This window comes from Corynebacterium sp. NPDC060344 (assembly GCF_042725215.1).
Lineage (GTDB): Bacteria > Actinomycetota > Actinomycetes > Mycobacteriales > Mycobacteriaceae > Corynebacterium.
The window spans coordinates 101,882-117,989 of sequence record NZ_JBHXCS010000008.1 but is presented as its reverse complement, the minus strand read 5'-3'; the positions used below and the strand labels follow the sequence as shown (position 1 = coordinate 117,989).

Here is a 16,108-nt window from a genome sequence, read left to right as displayed (position 1 = left end):
CATCGCTTTTCATTGCGCGCACCGGCCATTTGCGCAAGGTTAAGCCTTTTCCTTGCGTGCACCGGTCAGATGCGCAAGGTTAAGCCTTATCCTTGCGCCGGCCGCTAGTCGTCGTTCTCGGCGGCGTAGGCCTCGGCGTCCATGAGCGGCCCGGCCTCGGTGACGCGGACCTCGTAGATCCAGCCCGCGCCGTAGGGGTCGTCGTTGATGACGGCGGCGGAATCCTCGAGATCCTCGTTCACCGCGACGATTTCGCCGGACACGGGCGCGTAGATGTCGGACACGGACTTGGTCGACTCGACCTCGCCGCACGGTTCGCCGGCTTCGGCTTCGGCGCCGACCTCGGGCAGTTCGACGTAGACGATTTCGCCGAGCTGGTCGGCGGCGTACTGGGTGATGCCGACGCGCACGACGTCGCCGGCGCTGACGTCGGTGGAGTTCACCCACTCGTGCTCGGCGGAGTAGAGGTAGTCGGTGGGCAGGCTGGCCATGGTGGTTCCTCCTGGTGTGGGCCCCGTCGGGGCGGTTGGTTCGATTGTTGCGGATCTTCGGCGGCCGCGCCCGGTTTCGACCGGGCACGGCGCCGCGGCGGTTACGTGCGCTTGTAGAACGGGGGCTTGACGACGACGTACGGGAAACCCTTCCCCCGGATGTCCACCGTCACCTCGGCACCCTCGATGGGCGTGGGCTTGGCGGGGTCGTCCCCGGTGAGCAGCCCCGCGTCGACCCCGGCCTTCGCGTCGACGTAGGCCAGGGCGATGGGGTGGCCGAGCGTCGGCGAGAGGGCTCCGGAGGTGACTTCGCCGATGGGGTTGCCGTCGGCGTCGACAAGCGGATAGCCGGACCGGGCGGCGCGGCGGCCCTCGCCGGCGAGGGCGATGAGCACCTTCGACGGCCCGGATTCCTTCGCCGCGACGATGGCGTCGCGGCCGACGAAGGACTCCTTGGACTTGGTCGCGGCGAGAACGCCCAGGCCGGCGTCGACCGGCGTGACCTCGAGGGAGAGCTCGTTGCCGTACAGCGGCATGCCGGCCTCCAGGCGCAGCGTGTCGCGGGAGGCCAGGCCGCAGGGCACGGCGATGGGGGCGGTTTCGGTGGCATCCGTGGAGTCGGCGGCTTCGGCGGCTTCCGACGCGGCGATGCGCTCGGCCGCGGCGAACACCTCGTCCCAGGTGGCGCGGGCGTCCTCGTTGGGGACGAAGATCTCGAAGCCGTCTTCGCCGGTGTAGCCGGTGCGGGCGAGCATGACGAAGATGTCGCCCTCGTTCCTGGACAGGCCCCCGACCGCACCGTTGGCGGCATCCTCGGCCGCGTTGGACGTCGACCCGGACCGGATGACGCCGAGCATCGCCGCGTAGTACGGCAAGCCGGCGACGGTCGCGCGCTCGCCGTTGGCCTCGGCCTCGTCGTCGAGGCCGGTCGAGGGCAGCACGATCGCGGCGACGATCTCCTCGGCGCGCGGGCCCTGCACCGCGATCAGCGAGGTCCAGCCGGTCTCGTCGCAGATCTCGCACTCGAAGGGATCCTTCCGGCCCTTCCCGCGGATCTCGTCCCACCGCTTTTCCAGCTCGGCGACGACGGCCGGGGCGTTGCCCGCGTTGGGCACGACCAGGAACTCCTCCTCGCCGAGGCGGTAGACGATGAGGTCGTCGATGATCCCGCCATCCTCGGCGCAGATCATCGAATACTTCGCCTTGCCCGTCGGCACCGCGGAGATCCGGGACACCAGCGCGTGATCCAGCAGCCCCGCGGCACGGGGGCCGGTCACGCGGACCTCGCCCATGTGCGACAGGTCGAAGACGCCGGCGGACTCGCGCACCGCGCGGTGCTCCTCCAGCTCCTTGCCGTACTTCAGCGGCATGTCCCAGCCGCCGAAATCGGTGAAACGGGCGCCGAGCTCGGCGTGCAGATCATGCAGCGCCGTGGTCTTCGGGCCGGCGAACTCGGCGTCCTCGGGACGCAGCGGGACGACGTTACTCATCGTCGGACTCCTTCGAATCAATGTCGAACGCCTCGATCGGCGGGCAGGAACACATCAGGTTGCGGTCGCCGTAGGCGTTGTCGATGCGCCGCACCGGCGGGAAGTACTTGTCCGCGCGCAGCGCATCGACGGGGAACGCCGCCTTCTCGCGGCTGAACTTCCCGCCGCCGACGGCGTCGTCGAAATCGCCGCGCAGCAGAGACGCCGCCGTGAACGGCGCCGCCCGCAGCACGGACTCCTCGGCGGTGACGTCGCCGGCGATGACCTCGTCGATCTCGGCGCGGATGGTGCGCATGGCCTCGATGAACCGGTCCAGCTCGCCCTTGTCCTCCGACTCCGTCGGCTCGACCATGAGCGTGCCGGGCACGGGGAACGCCAGCGTCGGGGCGTGGAAGCCGAAGTCCATCAGGCGCTTGGTCACGTCCTCGGCGGTGATGCCGGACTTCTTGGCCAGGTCGCGGACGTCGAGGATGCACTCGTGGGCGACCAGCCCGTTGTCGCCGACGTAGAGGGTCGGGAACGAATCCTCCAGCGCCTTCGACACGTAATTGGCGTTGACCAGCGCCATCCGCGACGCCTCGGCCAGGCCCTCGGCGCCCATCATGGCGATGTAGGTCCACGAGATCGGCAGCACCCCGGCCGAGCCGTAGCGCGCCGCCGACACGGGGCGGCCGGGCACGTCGGCGGCCGAGTCGTCGTCAAGCAACTCGCCGGACAGCGGGTCCGACGGCAGGAAGGGCACCAGGTGCTCGGCGACGCAGACCGGGCCGACGCCCGGCCCGCCGCCACCGTGCGGGATGGTGAAGGTCTTGTGCAGGTTCAGGTGCGAGACGTCGCCGCCGAACTCGCCGGGCTGCGCGAGCCCCACCAGCGCATTGAGGTTCGCGCCGTCGATGTAGACCTGCGCACCGGCGGCATGGACCTTCTCGCAGACCTCGCGGACGTGGCCCTCGAACACGCCGTGCGTGGACGGGTAGGTGATCATGATCGCCGCGACCGTGCCGTCGTGCTTGGCCAGCTTCGCGTCGAGGTCGGCCAGATCGATCGAGCCATCATCGGCGTTGGCCACGGCCACGACCTTCAGGCCGGCCAACGCCGCCGACGCCGCGTTGGTGCCGTGGGCCGACGCCGGGATGAGCACGATGTCGCGGCCCTCGTCGCCGTTGGCCACGTGGTAGCGGCGGATGGCCAGCAGCCCGGCGAACTCGCCCTGCGACCCGGCGTTGGGCTGCACCGACACCTTCGCGTAGCCGGTGATCAGCGCCAGGCGCTCCTCCAGGTCGGCGATGAGCTCGAGCCAACCGGCGGCCTGGTCGTCGGGCGCCATCGGGTGGATCCCGGCAAACTCGGGCCACGTGATCGGCTCCATGGACACCGCGGCGTTGAGCTTCATGGTGCACGACCCCAGCGGGATCATCGTGCGGTCCAGCGCCAGGTCGCGGTCGGACAGGCGGCGCAGGTAGCGCATCATCTGCGTCTCGGAGCGGATGGTGCGGAAGATCGGGTGCGCCAGTATGTCGTCGGTGCGCAGCAGGTCCGCCAGCGGCCCGGCTTCCGGGGTCTGCTTTGCGACGGTGCCCGCCACCTCCTCTTCGCCCACCCCATCAGTGTCGGCCGGGCCGCCGGCGATGGCCGCGACCAGGGCGGCGACGTCGGCGTCGGTGGTGGATTCGCCGATGGACACGCCAACGACGTCGTCGGAGACGCGGCGCAGGTTGAAGCCGGCCTCCACGGCGGCGGCGAGGACCACGTCGGCGCCGGAGCGCGCGGAATCGGCGCGGGCCGAGACGTCGACGGCGATGGTGTCGAAGAACGTGCCATGGACCGGCGCGAATCCACGGTCGGCCAGCAGCGACGCCAGGGCGGCGGCGCGGGAGTGGATGGCCGCGGCGATTTCGCGCAGGCCCTCGGGGCCGTGCCACACGGCGTAGAAGCCGGCGCACACGGCCAGCAGCGCCTGGGCGGTGCAGATGTTCGACGTCGCGCGGTCGCGGCGGATGTGCTGCTCGCGGGTCTGCAGGGCCAGGCGGTAGGCGGGGTTGCCGTCGGCGTCGACGGAGACGCCCACCAGGCGGCCGGGCAGCTTGCGCTGCAGATCCTCGGTGCAGGACATGAAGCCGGCGTGCGGGCCGCCGAAGAACAGCGGGACGCCGAAGCGCTGCGCCGAACCGACGGCGATGTCCGCGCCCAGCGAGCCCGGCGAGGCGATGAGCACCTGCGCCAGCAGATCGCACGCCACGGTGACCAGGCCGCCGGCCTCCTTCGCCGAGGCGATGGGAGCGGCCAGATCGCGGACCTCGCCGGTGGTGCCCGGGTTCGACAGCACGACGCCGACCAGCGGCACGGCGGTCTCGGCTGCGCCGTCATCTCCGCCGTGCACCCCGGTCGCCTCGGCCAGCGCGGCGGGGACGTCGTCGCCGATCTCGGCGATGCGCACGTCGATGCCGGCGGCTTCGGCGCGGGCCAGCGTGACGGTCAGGCTCTGGCGGTGCAGCGCGGCGTCGAGCAGGATCACGCCGCCCTTCTTCGCCGCCTTCGCGTTGCCGCGGGCCATCATCTGGACGGCCTCGGCGACGGCGGTGGCTTCGTCGAGAAGCGACGCGCCCGCCACCGGCAGCCCCGTCAGGTCGGACACGGCGGTCTGGAAGTTGAGCAGCGCCTCCAGCCGGCCCTGCGAAATCTCCGGCTGGTACGGCGTGTAGGCCGTGTACCAGCCGGGATTCTCCACGACGTTGCGGCGGATGACCGCCGGCGTGACGGTGTCGTAGTAGCCGGCGCCGATGAGCTGCTTCTTCAGCGTGTTCTTGGCGGCGAACCCGCGCAGCGCCGCCAGCGCGGCGGTTTCGTCGAGGGCGTCGGGCAGCGGCGTCGGCTCCGCCTGGGCGATGTCGGCGGGCAGCGCCGCCGCGGCGAGCTCCTGGGTGGAGCCGTAGCCGAGGAAGTCGAGGATCTCGGCCGTCCCGGCGGGGTCGGGGCCGATGTGGCGGTGGACGAAGGCATCGTGCGGTGTGGCCATGAACTGGGCTTTCCGGTCGCGGGGCAGGGGAGATCGCCTCCCCGCTCTGTCGACGGTGCCTGAGAGCTTTCGCCGGCGCGCGCCGGTTTTCTCCTTCGGCGGTCACGGCGCAGACGAGTGCGCGCGACTCTTTCCAGAGGTGCCTCGCTGCGACGGTGCTGGTGCCTGAGAGTGTTCCGGGGAGGAATTGCCCCTACGGCGGCCGGGCGTGGCGCTCCGGCCTCTCCCGCCGCAGCTGCTGGCGGCGTATGCGGTTGTGGCGTGCGGGGCGGCGTCGGCCGCCGCCCTCGTTGCCCCCGCGATATTACCCGCGTCACACTCCGTGGCCGGGGGTTTCGGGTGTGAATTCCTCGTTACGCTTTCGGCTGGTGGCCGACGGGCTTTGCGACGGGACCGTCGTCAAGCCCATCCGCCCCATCCCTGGCATCCGCCGCCCGCAGGGCGCAGACGATGAGCGCGACGAAGGCCAGACCGCCGAAAATGCCCTGCAGATTGCCCCACACCCACTCGGCCGGGTTGAGGGCGAAGCCCCACGGGTTGCCGGGGAAGGTGTCGTACGGCGCGAGGAAATGCGCGACGTAGAAGCCGGCGGCGAGGAGGATCTGCCACGGGCGGCGCAGCGTGAAGATCAGCGGCAGGAAGATCATGGTGATCGACCAGTGGTGGCTGACCGTGTACGGGCCGACGAAGCAGACCGCCAGCGCCACGACCGCCAGGGAGGCGACGCGCAGGCCGCGCTGCTCGAAGCGGAAGGCGGCGACGCCGGCGAGGACCGCGCCGAGGACGAAACAGCCCATGACGATGATGTTCAGCGCCGGGTCCTCGAGGGTCGCCCGCGCCAGCAGGCCGGACAGCGCCTGGTTGGCCTCGTAGGTCGGGGCGCCGCCGCGGTTGCCCTCGAAGAATTCGTCGGTCCAGAAGTAGATGGACTCGTCGAAACGCATGGCGAAGCCGATGGCGACCGTGACCAGGAACCACAGGAAGCTGGTGAGCACCGCGCGGTAGTCCTTGCGCACCAGGAAGACCAGGGCGTAGGCCGCCGGGGTGATCTTGATGCCGGCGGCGACGCCGATGCCCAGGCCGCGCAGCTTCTTGGGCAGGAAACCCAGGACGTCGGCGACGACGAGGACGGCCAGGAACACGTTGATCTGGCCGAAGTTGATGTTCTCCGACAACGGGTCCATGAGCAGCGCCGGGCCCAGCAGCAGCGCCGCGATCAGCGCCGGGGCGGGCATGCGCAGACGCTTGGCCACCATCCACAACATCGCCCACACCGCCGCGATGGTGGCGGCGGTCCAGATGATCTGCAGCGTCACCGGCCCCGCCCACGTCATGGGGTAGAACAGCAGCGCCGCGAACGGCGGATAAATGAAGCGGTAACCCGAGCGGGTTGGGAAGTCCTCCGAATACAGGTCCTGGCCGCGGCGCAATGCCCAGCCGGCGTCCTGGAAGACCTCGACGTCCATCATGTAATACGTCGCCGCGCGGTACATGTGGAAGCCGACCACGGCGATGGCGAAGATGGCGCCGACGACGGCGATGAGGCGTCGCGACCGTTCCGGCAGCGCGATCAATCGATCCTGGAGCATGAATCGAACGTACCGCACCGCCCGGATCGCACCCGGGTGGCGGCGGCGGTGACGGGACGGTGGCCGACCGCTCCGGCCCGCGATGGTCGGGCGGGGGCGGATCGGCGCGGCGGTAACCTCGGGGTCATGGAGCACAACGAGCACGCTTCTCCCGCCAGCCCCGCGGAGGTCACCGCCCGCCATGACGCAATCCGGGCGCGCATCGACGACGCCGCCCGCGCCGCCGGCCGCGACCCGTCGGAGATCCGGCTGCTGCCCGTGAGCAAGACGGTGCCCGCCGAAGCGGTGCTCGCCGATTGGCCCGCGCTGCGCGACGCCGGCTGCCCGACGCTCGCCGAGAACCGCGTGCAGGAGGCGTCGGCGAAGGCGGAATTCTTCGCCGCCGCGGCTGCTGGAAGTGACGCTGCCGGTTCCTCCGACGCCGGCACCGCAGCCTCTTCCGCCATCACTCCCCTCCCGAGTTGGGCGGTGATCGGCCCGCTGCAGACGAACAAGGCGGGCCAGCTCGCCGCCTTCGCCGACGAGTTCCAGGCGCTCGACCGCCCCAAGGTCGCCGCCGCCCTCCAGCGTCGCCTGGCCGACGCCGACGCGCCCGCCTCCGCCCCGAACTCCTCCGCCGAACTCTCTCCCGGAATCACCGGCCGCACCCTCGACGTGCTCATCCAGGTCAACACGTCGCACGAACCCCAGAAGGCGGGCATCGCGCCGGAGAACGTGGAGGCGTTCGTCGCCGACTTCGGCGAGGACGGCCCCTACCCGAATCTGCGCCTGCGCGGCTTCATGACCATGGCCATGATCGTCGACGCCTCCTCCCCCAACGGCGACGACGACGTGCGCCGCTGCTTCGCCACCCTGTGCGAACTGCGCGACCGGCTCGCCCCCAACGCCCCCGACGGCGTCACGCTGGACGAATTGTCGATGGGCATGTCCGGTGACTTCGAGCTCGCCATCGCCGAAGGCGCCACCACCGTCCGCGTCGGCCGCGCCATCTTCGGCGAACGCCCGAAGCCGTAGCGCCGCACCCCGGGTTCCGGCCGGTCGGGTTGGCGACGGGCCGTCGTAAAGCAATGCCCCGCCCGGTACCCTGAAAACCATGAACGACACGGCAGCCCCCAAGTTCACCTGCTCCCGCCGAGGCTTCCTGCTCGGCACCGCCACCACCGCCGCCGGCGCCCTCCTCGCCGCCTGCGCGCCCGGCTCCGACGTCGAACGCGTCGCGGCCACCGACGTCCCCGTCGGCGGCGGCACCATCGTCGGCGACTACGTGGTCACCCAGCCCGAAGAAGGCGTGTTCAAGGCATGGTCCGTGCGCTGCCCGCACCAGGGCGGCAGCATCAACGCCGTGCGCGACGGCGTCATGATCTGCCCCGACCACAACTCGCACTTCGACATCGCCACCGGCGACGTCGTCTCCGGCCCTTCGCGCCAGCCCGCCGGACCCGCGAAGATGGCGGCGGAGGACGGCGAGCTCGTCGTCGGCTAGGCGGTCTTGCCGCCCGCCCCGCGGCGCCGGATGCCGCTCGTGCCCACCAGCGCGGCGGCGCCCGCGAGGACGAACAACCCCACCAGCCAGCCGATGAGCACCCCCCAGCCGCCCCAGTCCAGCACGTGGCCGGAGAACCACCCGACCACCGACGACCCGAGGTAGTAGCTGAACAGGTACATCGAGCTGGCCTCCGCACGGTCGGCGGTGGCGATCAGCCCCACCGACGACGACGCCAGCGAGTGCGCCACGAAGAACCCGCCCGTGAACAGCGCCACGCCCAACAACAGCGTGACCAGCCACGGGGTCGCCGTCAGGGCCAGGCCCGCGATTCCCGCGGCGATGGCAGCGAGCATTGCTTGACGACGCCCCAAGCTCCGCGCATACGCCCCCGCCCGCGCAGACGACCACGTGCCCGTGAGGTAGAGCAGGAAGACCATGCCGGCGACCGCCGCCGAGAGGCCGAACGTGTCGCCCAGGCGGAAACCGACGTAGTTGTACAGCGACACGAACGCGCCCATCGACAGGAACGCCAGGGCGTACAGGCCCACCAGGCGCGGATTGCCCAGGTGGCCGACGATCGCCCGGAACTCGCCGCCCAGCGTCAGCTTCTTCGGCGTGAAACGGCGCTGGCGCGGCAGCAGCCACACCGTGGCCAGGGCGAAGGCGAGGGCGACGAGGGAGGAGGCGACCGTCGCCACGCGCCAGCCCCCGAACTCCAGCACCACCGACGGGATGATGCGGCCCAGCAACCCGCCGACCGTCGTGCCCGCCACGTACAGGCCCATGATGCGGGGCACGTGATCGGGGTGGACCTCCTCGGAGACGTAGGTCATGGCCACCGCCGGCACGCCCGCGATGATCAGCCCCTGGGCCAGGCGCAGCGCGATGAGGGACGCCGCGCCCGGGGCCAGCGCCAGCGTGAGGCCGAGTACCGTGGCCAGCACAGCGCCGATGAGGATCAGCGGGCGGCGGCCGAAGCGCTCCGACAGCACCGACACGGGGATGACCGCGCAGGCCAGGCCGCCGGTGGTCGCCGAGACGGTCAGCGCGGCGGTGGCCGGGCTGATGGCCAGGTCCTGCGTGAGCACCGGCAGCAGCGCCTGCGTCGCGTACAGCGCCTGGAAGGAGGCGATGCCCGCGAAGAGCACCGCGACCAGCGCACGCCGGAAGCCGGGGTCGGCGGGCGTGAGGCCCTCCGGCGGCGGGGCCGGGATCGCGGGAGAGGGGTGCGCGTTGCTCATGCCCGCCATGGTGCGCCGCGGTCTCCGATACGTCCAATGCATTGGGGGGCGCGTTGTGTTGCGCGCTTGACATAGGCGGAGGTGGGCTACCGTGATTTCATGCTGCCCACCGACCTGGATTGGTTTCTCGACCTCGCCCGCACCGGCCACATGGGCGATTCCGCGGCGAATCTGGGCGTCCCGCAGCCGACTCTGTCGCGGCGTCTGGCGCGGCTGGAGGCGACGCTGGGCGCCCGGCTTTTCGACCGCCACGGCCGCGGCCTCGAGCTGAACACCCGCGGCCGCGCATTCGCCGACGCCGCCGCCGAGGCCACCGGTGCCCTGCGCGCGGGTGCCGCCGAGGTCGCCCGTCTGGTCAATCCGGACCACGGCCCGGTGCGCCTGGACTTCATGCATTCGCTGGGCACGTGGATGGTGCCGGAGATCCTCCGCACCGCCCGCGCGACCAGGCCCGATGCGGCGATTTCCCTGCATCAGGGTGCCGCGCGCCTGCTCGTCGAGCGCGTCCTCGCCGATGAGGCGAACCTCGCGCTCGTCGGCCCCCAGCCCCCGGAGTCGCTCGGCGGCGGCGCGCTGGAGTGGACGCCCCTGGCTCGTCAGCGCCTGGCCATCGGTCTGCCCGCCGATCATCGCCTCGCGGGTTCGACCGCGCCGTTGCGCCTGCGGTCGGTGGCCGACGATCCGTTCATCGCGATGCTGCCGGGGTACGGCACGCGGTTGTTGCTGGATTCGCTTGCCGACGCCGCCGCCTTCCGCCCCCGCCTCGTCTTCGAATCGATGGAGCTGACGACCGTCGCGGGCCTGGTCAGCGCCGGTTTGGGAGTGGCGTTGCTGCCCATCGACGACCCTTTCCTCTCCGTGACGGGGGTCGTCCTGCGCCCGATTGCCCCGGCCGCCCATCGCGAGCTGGGCATGATCCGCCGGCGCGACGCCGACATGACCCCGCCGGTCGCGGCGCTGTACGACGACGTCGTGGCCCTCGCCGCCTCCGATCGTTGGGCCCAGCAGTAACTCGGCCCCAAAAACCCCTCGCCACCCCTCCCCGCCGCCGCCGTCAGTTCCCCTACGCCGAACTCCCCTGCCCGCACGCACCGCCCCCTTCCGCAGCCGCACGCCCCACTTCAAACTCCCCCGCGTCTCCCCACTCCCCACCAAGCCCGCCGCCAACTTCCCCGCCCTCGCCGCCAAATCCCCCGCCCTCGCTCCCCCACGCCGAACTCCCCCATCACCGCCGCCAACTCCCCCGCGCCCGCTTCGCCCAACCAATTTCACGCGGTGAATGGCACTAACTGCCGACGCTTCGGCGTTTTCATGCAACGAAATCGCGGAAGCGTCGGCAGTTAGTGCCACTCACCTCGTGCAGCCCCCGCCTTCGCGACCGACTCATGCCAATCCCCGCCCCTTTGCGCCCGGCCGAACCGAAACCAATCCCCTCGCCAGCGACTCTGGGCAGCGCCGCGCCTTCACGGGCCGTTGAATTCAACTTCATCCCGTACGTGTGGCGGATCCTCGACGCGCACGGGACGAGATTGAATTTTTCGGGGGCCATTTCTTCAACTTCATCCCGTGCGCCATTCGCCCCGGCGCCACCTACGGGACGAAATTGAATCCGTGGGTCTGCGCCCACCAATCCGCACGCTTTCCGACGCCGTGACCTGCGCATATGCCGAGGCTCCGCACAAGGCCCTCAGCGCGCTTCAGCCACACGGGAGGTCACGCACACGGCTCCGACGGCGCTACGGGGCACACAGCGCACGCGGCCCAAAATCGCAGAGTTGAGGAGCGCGCCGACGATAAGGGAGCGCTCGACGACGCACGCATGGTGGCGGACGCATGGTGACAGACATGCGACACGCGGCCCGCGCTACTCGTACAGATAGCCCGTCATCGACAGCGATCCCATCGCGCGGCCCTCATCGATGACGCGCACGCCACGAGCTCCGCCGGCGCCCACACCTGCCCCGTCGGCAGCGTCGGATCCGCCAGCGCCCACACCTGCTCCGCCGGCAGCGCCAGCAGCGCCAGCACCGCCACCCTCACGCACCGCATCGCCCGCGGCGCCAGCGACGTAGGCCAGCGGCAGGAAGTGGTCGGGCGTCGGCACGGCCAGCCGGTAATCGCGGTGCCCGCGCAGGTCACCGAGCGTCGACGGGTCGCGGAGCATCACCTCGCGCGCGGCCTCGTCGAACCGGTCGGCCCAGTCGAAGCCGCCGCCGGGATTGCCCCAGTCGATGGCGCGCAGGTTGTGGACGACGTTGCCGGACCCGAGGACGAGCACGCCCTCATCACGCAGCGCCGACAGCTTCCGCCCCAGCTCAAGGTGGTAATCGAGCGGCTTCTCGGCGTTGATGGACAGCTGCACCACGGGCACGTCGGCGTCGGGCATGAGGTGTTTGAGCACCGACCACGTCCCGTGATCGAGCCCCCACGAGTCGCGGTCCTGCCCCACCCAGTCCGGCTTGAGCACGTCGCCGATCCGCTCGGCGAGTTCGGGGGATCCGGGTGCGCGGTATTCGACGTCGAAAAGCGCCCGCGGGAAGCCGTAGAAGTCGTGGATGGTCCGCGGGTCGGGCATGGCGGTGACGGCGGTCATGTTGCCGTACCAGTGGGCGGACACGGCGACGATGGCGGCGGGTTTGTTCCGCGCGAGTTCCGCGCCCAGTTCGGCCCATGCGCGCGAGTGGCGGTTGTCCTCGATCGCGTTCATCGGCGAGCCGTGGCCCAGGAAGAGGGCGGGCTGGCGGGTGGGGGCGGCCGTATTTGTTGTCATGTCACCTACTTTACGACGGTCAGCCCACAAACACCAGACCCGCACACCGAAGAGATGTGCGGGCCGGGGAAACGGGGACGCCCACCGGGGGTGACGGTGGGCGTCGTAAAACGAAAAAGGTGGGGCTTTAGAGCTGGTCGAGGGCCTGCGCCAGATCGGCGATGAGGTCGTCGACGTCCTCGATGCCCACGGACAGGCGGACGAGATCGGCGGGGATCTCCAGCTGCGTGCCCTCCGTCGACTGGTGCGTCATGCCGGCGGGGACCTCGATGAGCGACTCCACGCCACCCAGCGACTCGGCGAGCAGGAACTCGCGGGTCGACTCGCACAGCTTCGCCGCCGCCTCCGCGCCACCGGCCAGGCGCGCGGAGATCATGCCGCCGAAGCGCTTCATCTGGGACTTCGCCACCTCGTGGTTCGGGTGGGACGCGAGGCCCGGGTACAGGACCTGCGTAACCTCCGGGCGCGACTCGAGGAAGGCCGCGACCTTCTCGGCGTTGTCGCAATGGCGGTCCATGCGCAGGCCCAGCGTCTTCAGGCCGCGGGCGGTGAGGAACGCATCGAAGGCGCTCGGCGTGGCGCCGACGCCGCCGCGGAGGAAGTCGAGCTCCTCGTCCAGCGCGGCATCGTTGGTGACCACCGCGCCGCCGATGACGTCCGAATGCCCGCCGATGTACTTCGTCGTCGAATGCAGCACCGCATCCGCGCCCAGCTCCAGCGGGCGCTGCAGGTACGGCGAGGCGAAGGTGTTGTCCACGACGAGCTTCGCGTCGGCGCCCAGCTCGGCGTTGGCCTCCTTGACGGCCGCCGCGATGCCGGCGATGTCGCCGACGGTGAGCAGCGGGTTGGTCGGGGTCTCGATCCACACGACCTTCGTGTTCGGCCGGATCGCCGCGCGCACCGACTCGATGCTGCCCAGGTCCGCCACCGAGTATTCCACGCCCCAGTCGCCGAACATCGTGTCCACCAGGCGGAACGTGCCGCCGTAGGCGTCGTTCGGGATGACGATGTGCGACCCCGGCCGCAGGTACGCGCGCAGCAGGATGTCCGTCGCCGCCATGCCCGAGGCGAACGCCCGGCCGAAGCGAGCGCCCTCCAGCTCGGCTATCGCGCCCTCCAGCGCCGCCGACGTCGGATTGGCCACGCGCGTGTACTCGAAACCGCCGCGCAGCACGTTGACGCCGTCCTGCGCGAACGTCGAACTGGCGTAGATGGGCACGTTGACCGGCCCGTACAGCGAATCCGGGTGGTAGCCGGCGCGGACGGCCGCGGTGTCGAAGCGCCGCTCCGGGTGGGTGATCTCGTGGGTCGAGTCGTAGTCGGCGCCGTCCTTGGGGGCGTGGGACTGGTCGGCGTCGGCCTGGCTCATCTGCGATCTTCTCCGTGGTCGTGACTGGTGCGCGCCGCCGGTCGCCGCGGGGTGCGCGGCCGGCCGACGGCGTCGGGCTGCACGCCATTATGCCCTTAGACCAAGCTGTCTACAAAAGAACGCCGGAAACGCCGCGAGAATGCCCATTCGCCGTTAACGTGGGGCCATGACACGGGACGAAAACACTTCTGACCGCACCAACCACTCCGACCGCGCCCAGGCCGACGGCGCCCAAGCCACCGGCGCCGCCGCACCGGACCGCGCCGACCGCGCCCACGACATCGTGGTGTTCGGGGCGACGGGGTTCGTGGGCGAGCTCGTCGCAAAGCATCTTGCCGCCCACGCGCCGGCCGGGACTTCCATCGCATTGGCCGGCCGCGACCGGGACAAGCTCGCCGCCCTGCGCGACGACCTCGCCGGCGCGCCCGGGGCGACCGCCGCCGACTGGCCGCTGATCGTCGCCGACGCGTCCTCCGACGCCGACATGCGCGACCTGGCCGAATCCGCCCGCGTGGTGCTCACCCTCGTCGGGCCCTACGCCCGCTACGGCCACGCGCTGGCCCACGCCTGCGCCGCCGCGGGCACGGACTACGTCGACCTGACCGGCGAGGTCCTCTTCGCGCACGACTCCATCGCCGCCAACCACGAGCTGGCGCAGTCCACGGGCGCGCGCATCGTGCACTCGTGCGGGTTCGATTCGATCCCGTCGGACATCGGGGTGAAGGTGCTTCACGACGCCGCCGCCCAGGCAGGCGACGGCAACCTCGGAGAGACCACCCTCGTGGTCACCCACATGCGAGGCGGGGTGTCCGGGGGCACGATCGACTCGATGCGCCAACAGCTCAAGGACATCAAGGCCGACAAGGAGCGGGCGCGGATCGCGCGGTCGGCGTACTCGCTCAACCCGGGGATGGCCGGGCCGGGGCCGTCGCGGCAGGATGACGTGCCCATCGTCGCCCGCGAAGAGGTCTACGCCGGCGAGACCGGCGCATTCGCCCCCTTCTTCATGGCGCCGTACAACACGCGCATCGTGCGCCGCACCGCCTCGCTGCTCGACGCCGATGCCGGGCGCGCCGGCGTCGAGGGCGACCCCGGGCCCGACGGCGCGGGCATCGAGGGCGCCAACGTCAGCGGCGCCAACACCGGCGACTCCGCCGGCTACGGCGAGGGCTTCCGCTACCGCGAGGTGATGAACGTCGGCCGCGGCCTCAAGTCCGCCGCCCGCGCCCGCGGCGTCAAGGCCGGGCTGGGCGCGCTCATCGGCGGCATGGCGTTCGGCCCGACCGCGAAACTGCTGGACAAGAAGCTGCCCGCCCCCGGCGAGGGCCCGTCGGAGGAGAGCCGGGCGCGCGGCCGCTTCACCATCGACGTGCATTCGCTGACGCTGTCGGGCGCGCAGTGGGCCAGCCGCGTCGAGCTGGAGAAGGACCCCGGCTACGACGGCACCGCCATGATGATCTCCGCCGCCGCCCTGGCGCTGGCCTTCGACCGCGATCGCCTGCCGGACCGCGCGGGCGTGCTCACCCCGGCGGCCGGCATCGGCGACGCGCTGGTCGACCGCCTGCGCGAGGGCGGCATGAAGATCGACGCCCGGAAGGTGAAGTAACCACCATGGCCCTGCCCCGCACGTCCCTCACCCACGGCCCGAAGCTGCCGGCGGTCACGGCCGGCTCCGGCGGCGGCGGCAGCGTTGGTGGTGGCGGCGGTGGTCAGGCGCCGCGCGCGCTGGTCACCGGCGCGTCGTCGGGCATCGGCTGGGCGTGCGCGGAGATGCTTCGCGACGCCGGGTTCACCGTCATCGGCACCTCCCGCAAGGGCGTCGAGGCGCCGCACCCCGATGGCATCGGGATGATCGCCCTCGACATGGGCGACCCCGCCTCCATCGCCGCGGCCGCCGACGAGGTTCTGGCGGGTGGGCCACCATTCGTCGTCATCGCCAACGCCGGCGAAAGCCAGTCCGGGCCCTTCGAGGAGTTGCCCGCCGAGGCCCTGAACAGGGTGTTCCAGGTCAACGTGCTGGGCCAGGTGGATCTGGTGCAGCGGCTGCTGCCGGCTATGCGCGCCGCCGGGCGCGGCCGGGTGATCCTGGTCGGTTCGATGCTCGGCGGACTGCCGCTGCCGCACCGGTCGTCGTACGTGGCCACGAAGGCGGCGCTGCGCGGGTTCGGCCTGTCGCTGCGCGGTGAGGTGTCGCGCTTCGGAATCGGGGTGACGGTCGTGGAGCCGGGCAGCATCAACACCGGCATTTCCACTAGGCGCACCAAGTACGGCGCGGCCGAGGGCTCCCCCTACCGCGAGGACACCACCACCATGGTAAACAACCTCGACGCCAACGAGGCCAAGGGAATCTCCGCCGCCGACGTCGCCGCGACCGTCATGGAGGAGGTCGCCGCCGAGCGCCCGTTGCCCCTGGTCGCGCGGGGTTCGCGGGCCGGGTTGGTCGTGCCGTTGACCAGGGCGCTGCCCACGGAGGCGACGCTCGCCCTCATGCGCCGCGTCCACGGCCTGAAGTAGTCCCGCCGCGCCCCATCCCCCGCGGTCTCGTGACGAGGGGATGCCACCAATTTCGGCGACCTGCGGAAACGCAGTAGGCGACGCGGCGTTGGTATCTCCTCGGCACGGGGCCCTGAGGCGGCGACCGAATTGGCGACCGAAT

Annotated in this window: 12 protein-coding genes and 1 riboswitch; of the genes, 5 read left to right on the top strand and 7 right to left on the bottom strand. The window is 71.2% G+C overall.

The annotated features are described in order from the left end of the window. Window positions 1-104: 104 nt before the first annotated feature. The 4 genes from gcvH to ACFWGD_RS10505 all read right to left on the bottom strand — a co-directional run bounded on the left by gcvH (window position 105) and on the right by ACFWGD_RS10505 (window position 6,586). Window positions 105-491 (bottom strand): glycine cleavage system protein GcvH, encoded by a 387-nt coding sequence (gcvH, locus tag ACFWGD_RS10520; RefSeq protein ID WP_377778646.1) that lies wholly within the window; start codon window positions 489-491, stop codon window positions 105-107. 101 nt (window positions 492-592) lie between these two features. After that, the gene (locus ACFWGD_RS10515; protein ID WP_377778645.1) at window positions 593-1,981 is read right to left on the bottom strand and encodes a glycine cleavage system aminomethyltransferase GcvT; all 1,389 of its coding nucleotides are present in this window, start codon (window positions 1,979-1,981) and stop codon (window positions 593-595) included. Next, window positions 1,974-4,997 (bottom strand): aminomethyl-transferring glycine dehydrogenase, encoded by a 3,024-nt coding sequence (gene gcvP, locus ACFWGD_RS10510; RefSeq protein ID WP_377778644.1) that lies wholly within the window; start codon window positions 4,995-4,997, stop codon window positions 1,974-1,976. The genes ACFWGD_RS10515 and gcvP overlap by 8 nt, the downstream gene beginning before the upstream one ends. A gap of 143 nt (window positions 4,998-5,140) precedes the next feature. Next, a riboswitch (glycine riboswitch) is annotated at window positions 5,141-5,236 on the bottom strand. A gap of 114 nt (window positions 5,237-5,350) precedes the next feature. Beyond that, window positions 5,351-6,586 carry a glycosyltransferase 87 family protein gene (locus ACFWGD_RS10505; RefSeq protein WP_377778643.1) on the bottom strand — a complete coding sequence of 412 codons (1,236 nt, stop codon included), beginning with the start codon at window positions 6,584-6,586 and terminating at the stop codon, window positions 5,351-5,353. A gap of 126 nt (window positions 6,587-6,712) precedes the next feature. On the opposite strand from ACFWGD_RS10505, the gene ACFWGD_RS10500 reads away from it, so the two are divergent. Both ACFWGD_RS10500 and ACFWGD_RS10495 read left to right on the top strand, forming a co-directional pair. Continuing rightward, complete coding sequence (locus ACFWGD_RS10500; protein ID WP_377778642.1) at window positions 6,713-7,600, top strand: YggS family pyridoxal phosphate enzyme; 888 nt, start codon at window positions 6,713-6,715, stop codon at window positions 7,598-7,600. 79 nt (window positions 7,601-7,679) lie between these two features. After that, on the top strand, window positions 7,680-8,069 hold the full coding sequence (locus tag ACFWGD_RS10495; RefSeq protein WP_377778641.1) for a Rieske (2Fe-2S) protein: 390 nt from the start codon (window positions 7,680-7,682) through the stop codon (window positions 8,067-8,069). Here the strand turns inward: ACFWGD_RS10495 and ACFWGD_RS10490 are convergent. After that, complete coding sequence (locus ACFWGD_RS10490; RefSeq protein WP_377778640.1) at window positions 8,066-9,313, bottom strand: MFS transporter; 1,248 nt, start codon at window positions 9,311-9,313, stop codon at window positions 8,066-8,068. The genes ACFWGD_RS10495 and ACFWGD_RS10490 overlap by 4 nt on opposite strands. Before the next feature lie 99 nt (window positions 9,314-9,412). On the opposite strand from ACFWGD_RS10490, the gene ACFWGD_RS10485 reads away from it, so the two are divergent. Next, on the top strand, window positions 9,413-10,324 hold the full coding sequence (locus ACFWGD_RS10485; protein ID WP_377778639.1) for a LysR family transcriptional regulator: 912 nt from the start codon (window positions 9,413-9,415) through the stop codon (window positions 10,322-10,324). Between the two features lie 853 nt (window positions 10,325-11,177). Here the strand turns inward: ACFWGD_RS10485 and ygiD are convergent. Beyond that, window positions 11,178-12,083, bottom strand: coding sequence for a 4,5-DOPA dioxygenase extradiol (gene ygiD / locus ACFWGD_RS10480; protein WP_377778638.1), 906 nt, complete (start codon window positions 12,081-12,083; stop codon window positions 11,178-11,180). 127 nt (window positions 12,084-12,210) lie between these two features. After that, the gene (locus ACFWGD_RS10475; protein ID WP_377778637.1) at window positions 12,211-13,452 is read right to left on the bottom strand and encodes a cystathionine gamma-synthase; all 1,242 of its coding nucleotides are present in this window, start codon (window positions 13,450-13,452) and stop codon (window positions 12,211-12,213) included. A gap of 166 nt (window positions 13,453-13,618) precedes the next feature. Between ACFWGD_RS10475 and ACFWGD_RS10470 the strand changes: the two genes are divergently transcribed. Continuing rightward, window positions 13,619-15,058: a saccharopine dehydrogenase family protein gene (locus ACFWGD_RS10470; RefSeq protein WP_377778636.1), complete on the top strand. Its 1,440-nt coding sequence runs from the start codon at window positions 13,619-13,621 to the stop codon at window positions 15,056-15,058. Window positions 15,059-15,063: 5 nt separating this feature from the next. Continuing rightward, a complete protein-coding gene (locus ACFWGD_RS10465; protein ID WP_377778635.1) occupies window positions 15,064-15,966 on the top strand; it encodes an SDR family oxidoreductase in 903 nt (300 codons plus the stop codon). Window positions 15,967-16,108: the final 142 nt, after the last annotated feature.

What these genes read in the sequence shown, in the direction of transcription:
- gcvP (WP_377778644.1), bottom strand. Translation starts at nt 4,997, where the DNA reads ATGGCCACACCGCACGATGCCTTCGTCCACCGCCACATCGGCCCCGAC.
- ACFWGD_RS10465 (WP_377778635.1), top strand. Translation starts at nt 15,064, where the DNA reads ATGGCCCTGCCCCGCACGTCCCTCACCCACGGCCCGAAGCTGCCGGCG.
- gcvH (WP_377778646.1), bottom strand. Translation starts at nt 491, where the DNA reads ATGGCCAGCCTGCCCACCGACTACCTCTACTCCGCCGAGCACGAGTGG.
- ACFWGD_RS10470 (WP_377778636.1), top strand. Translation starts at nt 13,619, where the DNA reads ATGACACGGGACGAAAACACTTCTGACCGCACCAACCACTCCGACCGC.
- ACFWGD_RS10495 (WP_377778641.1), top strand. Translation starts at nt 7,680, where the DNA reads ATGAACGACACGGCAGCCCCCAAGTTCACCTGCTCCCGCCGAGGCTTC.
- ACFWGD_RS10500 (WP_377778642.1), top strand. Translation starts at nt 6,713, where the DNA reads ATGGAGCACAACGAGCACGCTTCTCCCGCCAGCCCCGCGGAGGTCACC.
- ACFWGD_RS10515 (WP_377778645.1), bottom strand. Translation starts at nt 1,981, where the DNA reads ATGAGTAACGTCGTCCCGCTGCGTCCCGAGGACGCCGAGTTCGCCGGC.
- ACFWGD_RS10505 (WP_377778643.1), bottom strand. Translation starts at nt 6,586, where the DNA reads ATGCTCCAGGATCGATTGATCGCGCTGCCGGAACGGTCGCGACGCCTC.
- ygiD (WP_377778638.1), bottom strand. Translation starts at nt 12,083, where the DNA reads ATGACAACAAATACGGCCGCCCCCACCCGCCAGCCCGCCCTCTTCCTG.
- ACFWGD_RS10485 (WP_377778639.1), top strand. Translation starts at nt 9,413, where the DNA reads ATGCTGCCCACCGACCTGGATTGGTTTCTCGACCTCGCCCGCACCGGC.
- ACFWGD_RS10490 (WP_377778640.1), bottom strand. Translation starts at nt 9,313, where the DNA reads ATGAGCAACGCGCACCCCTCTCCCGCGATCCCGGCCCCGCCGCCGGAG.
- ACFWGD_RS10475 (WP_377778637.1), bottom strand. Translation starts at nt 13,452, where the DNA reads ATGAGCCAGGCCGACGCCGACCAGTCCCACGCCCCCAAGGACGGCGCC.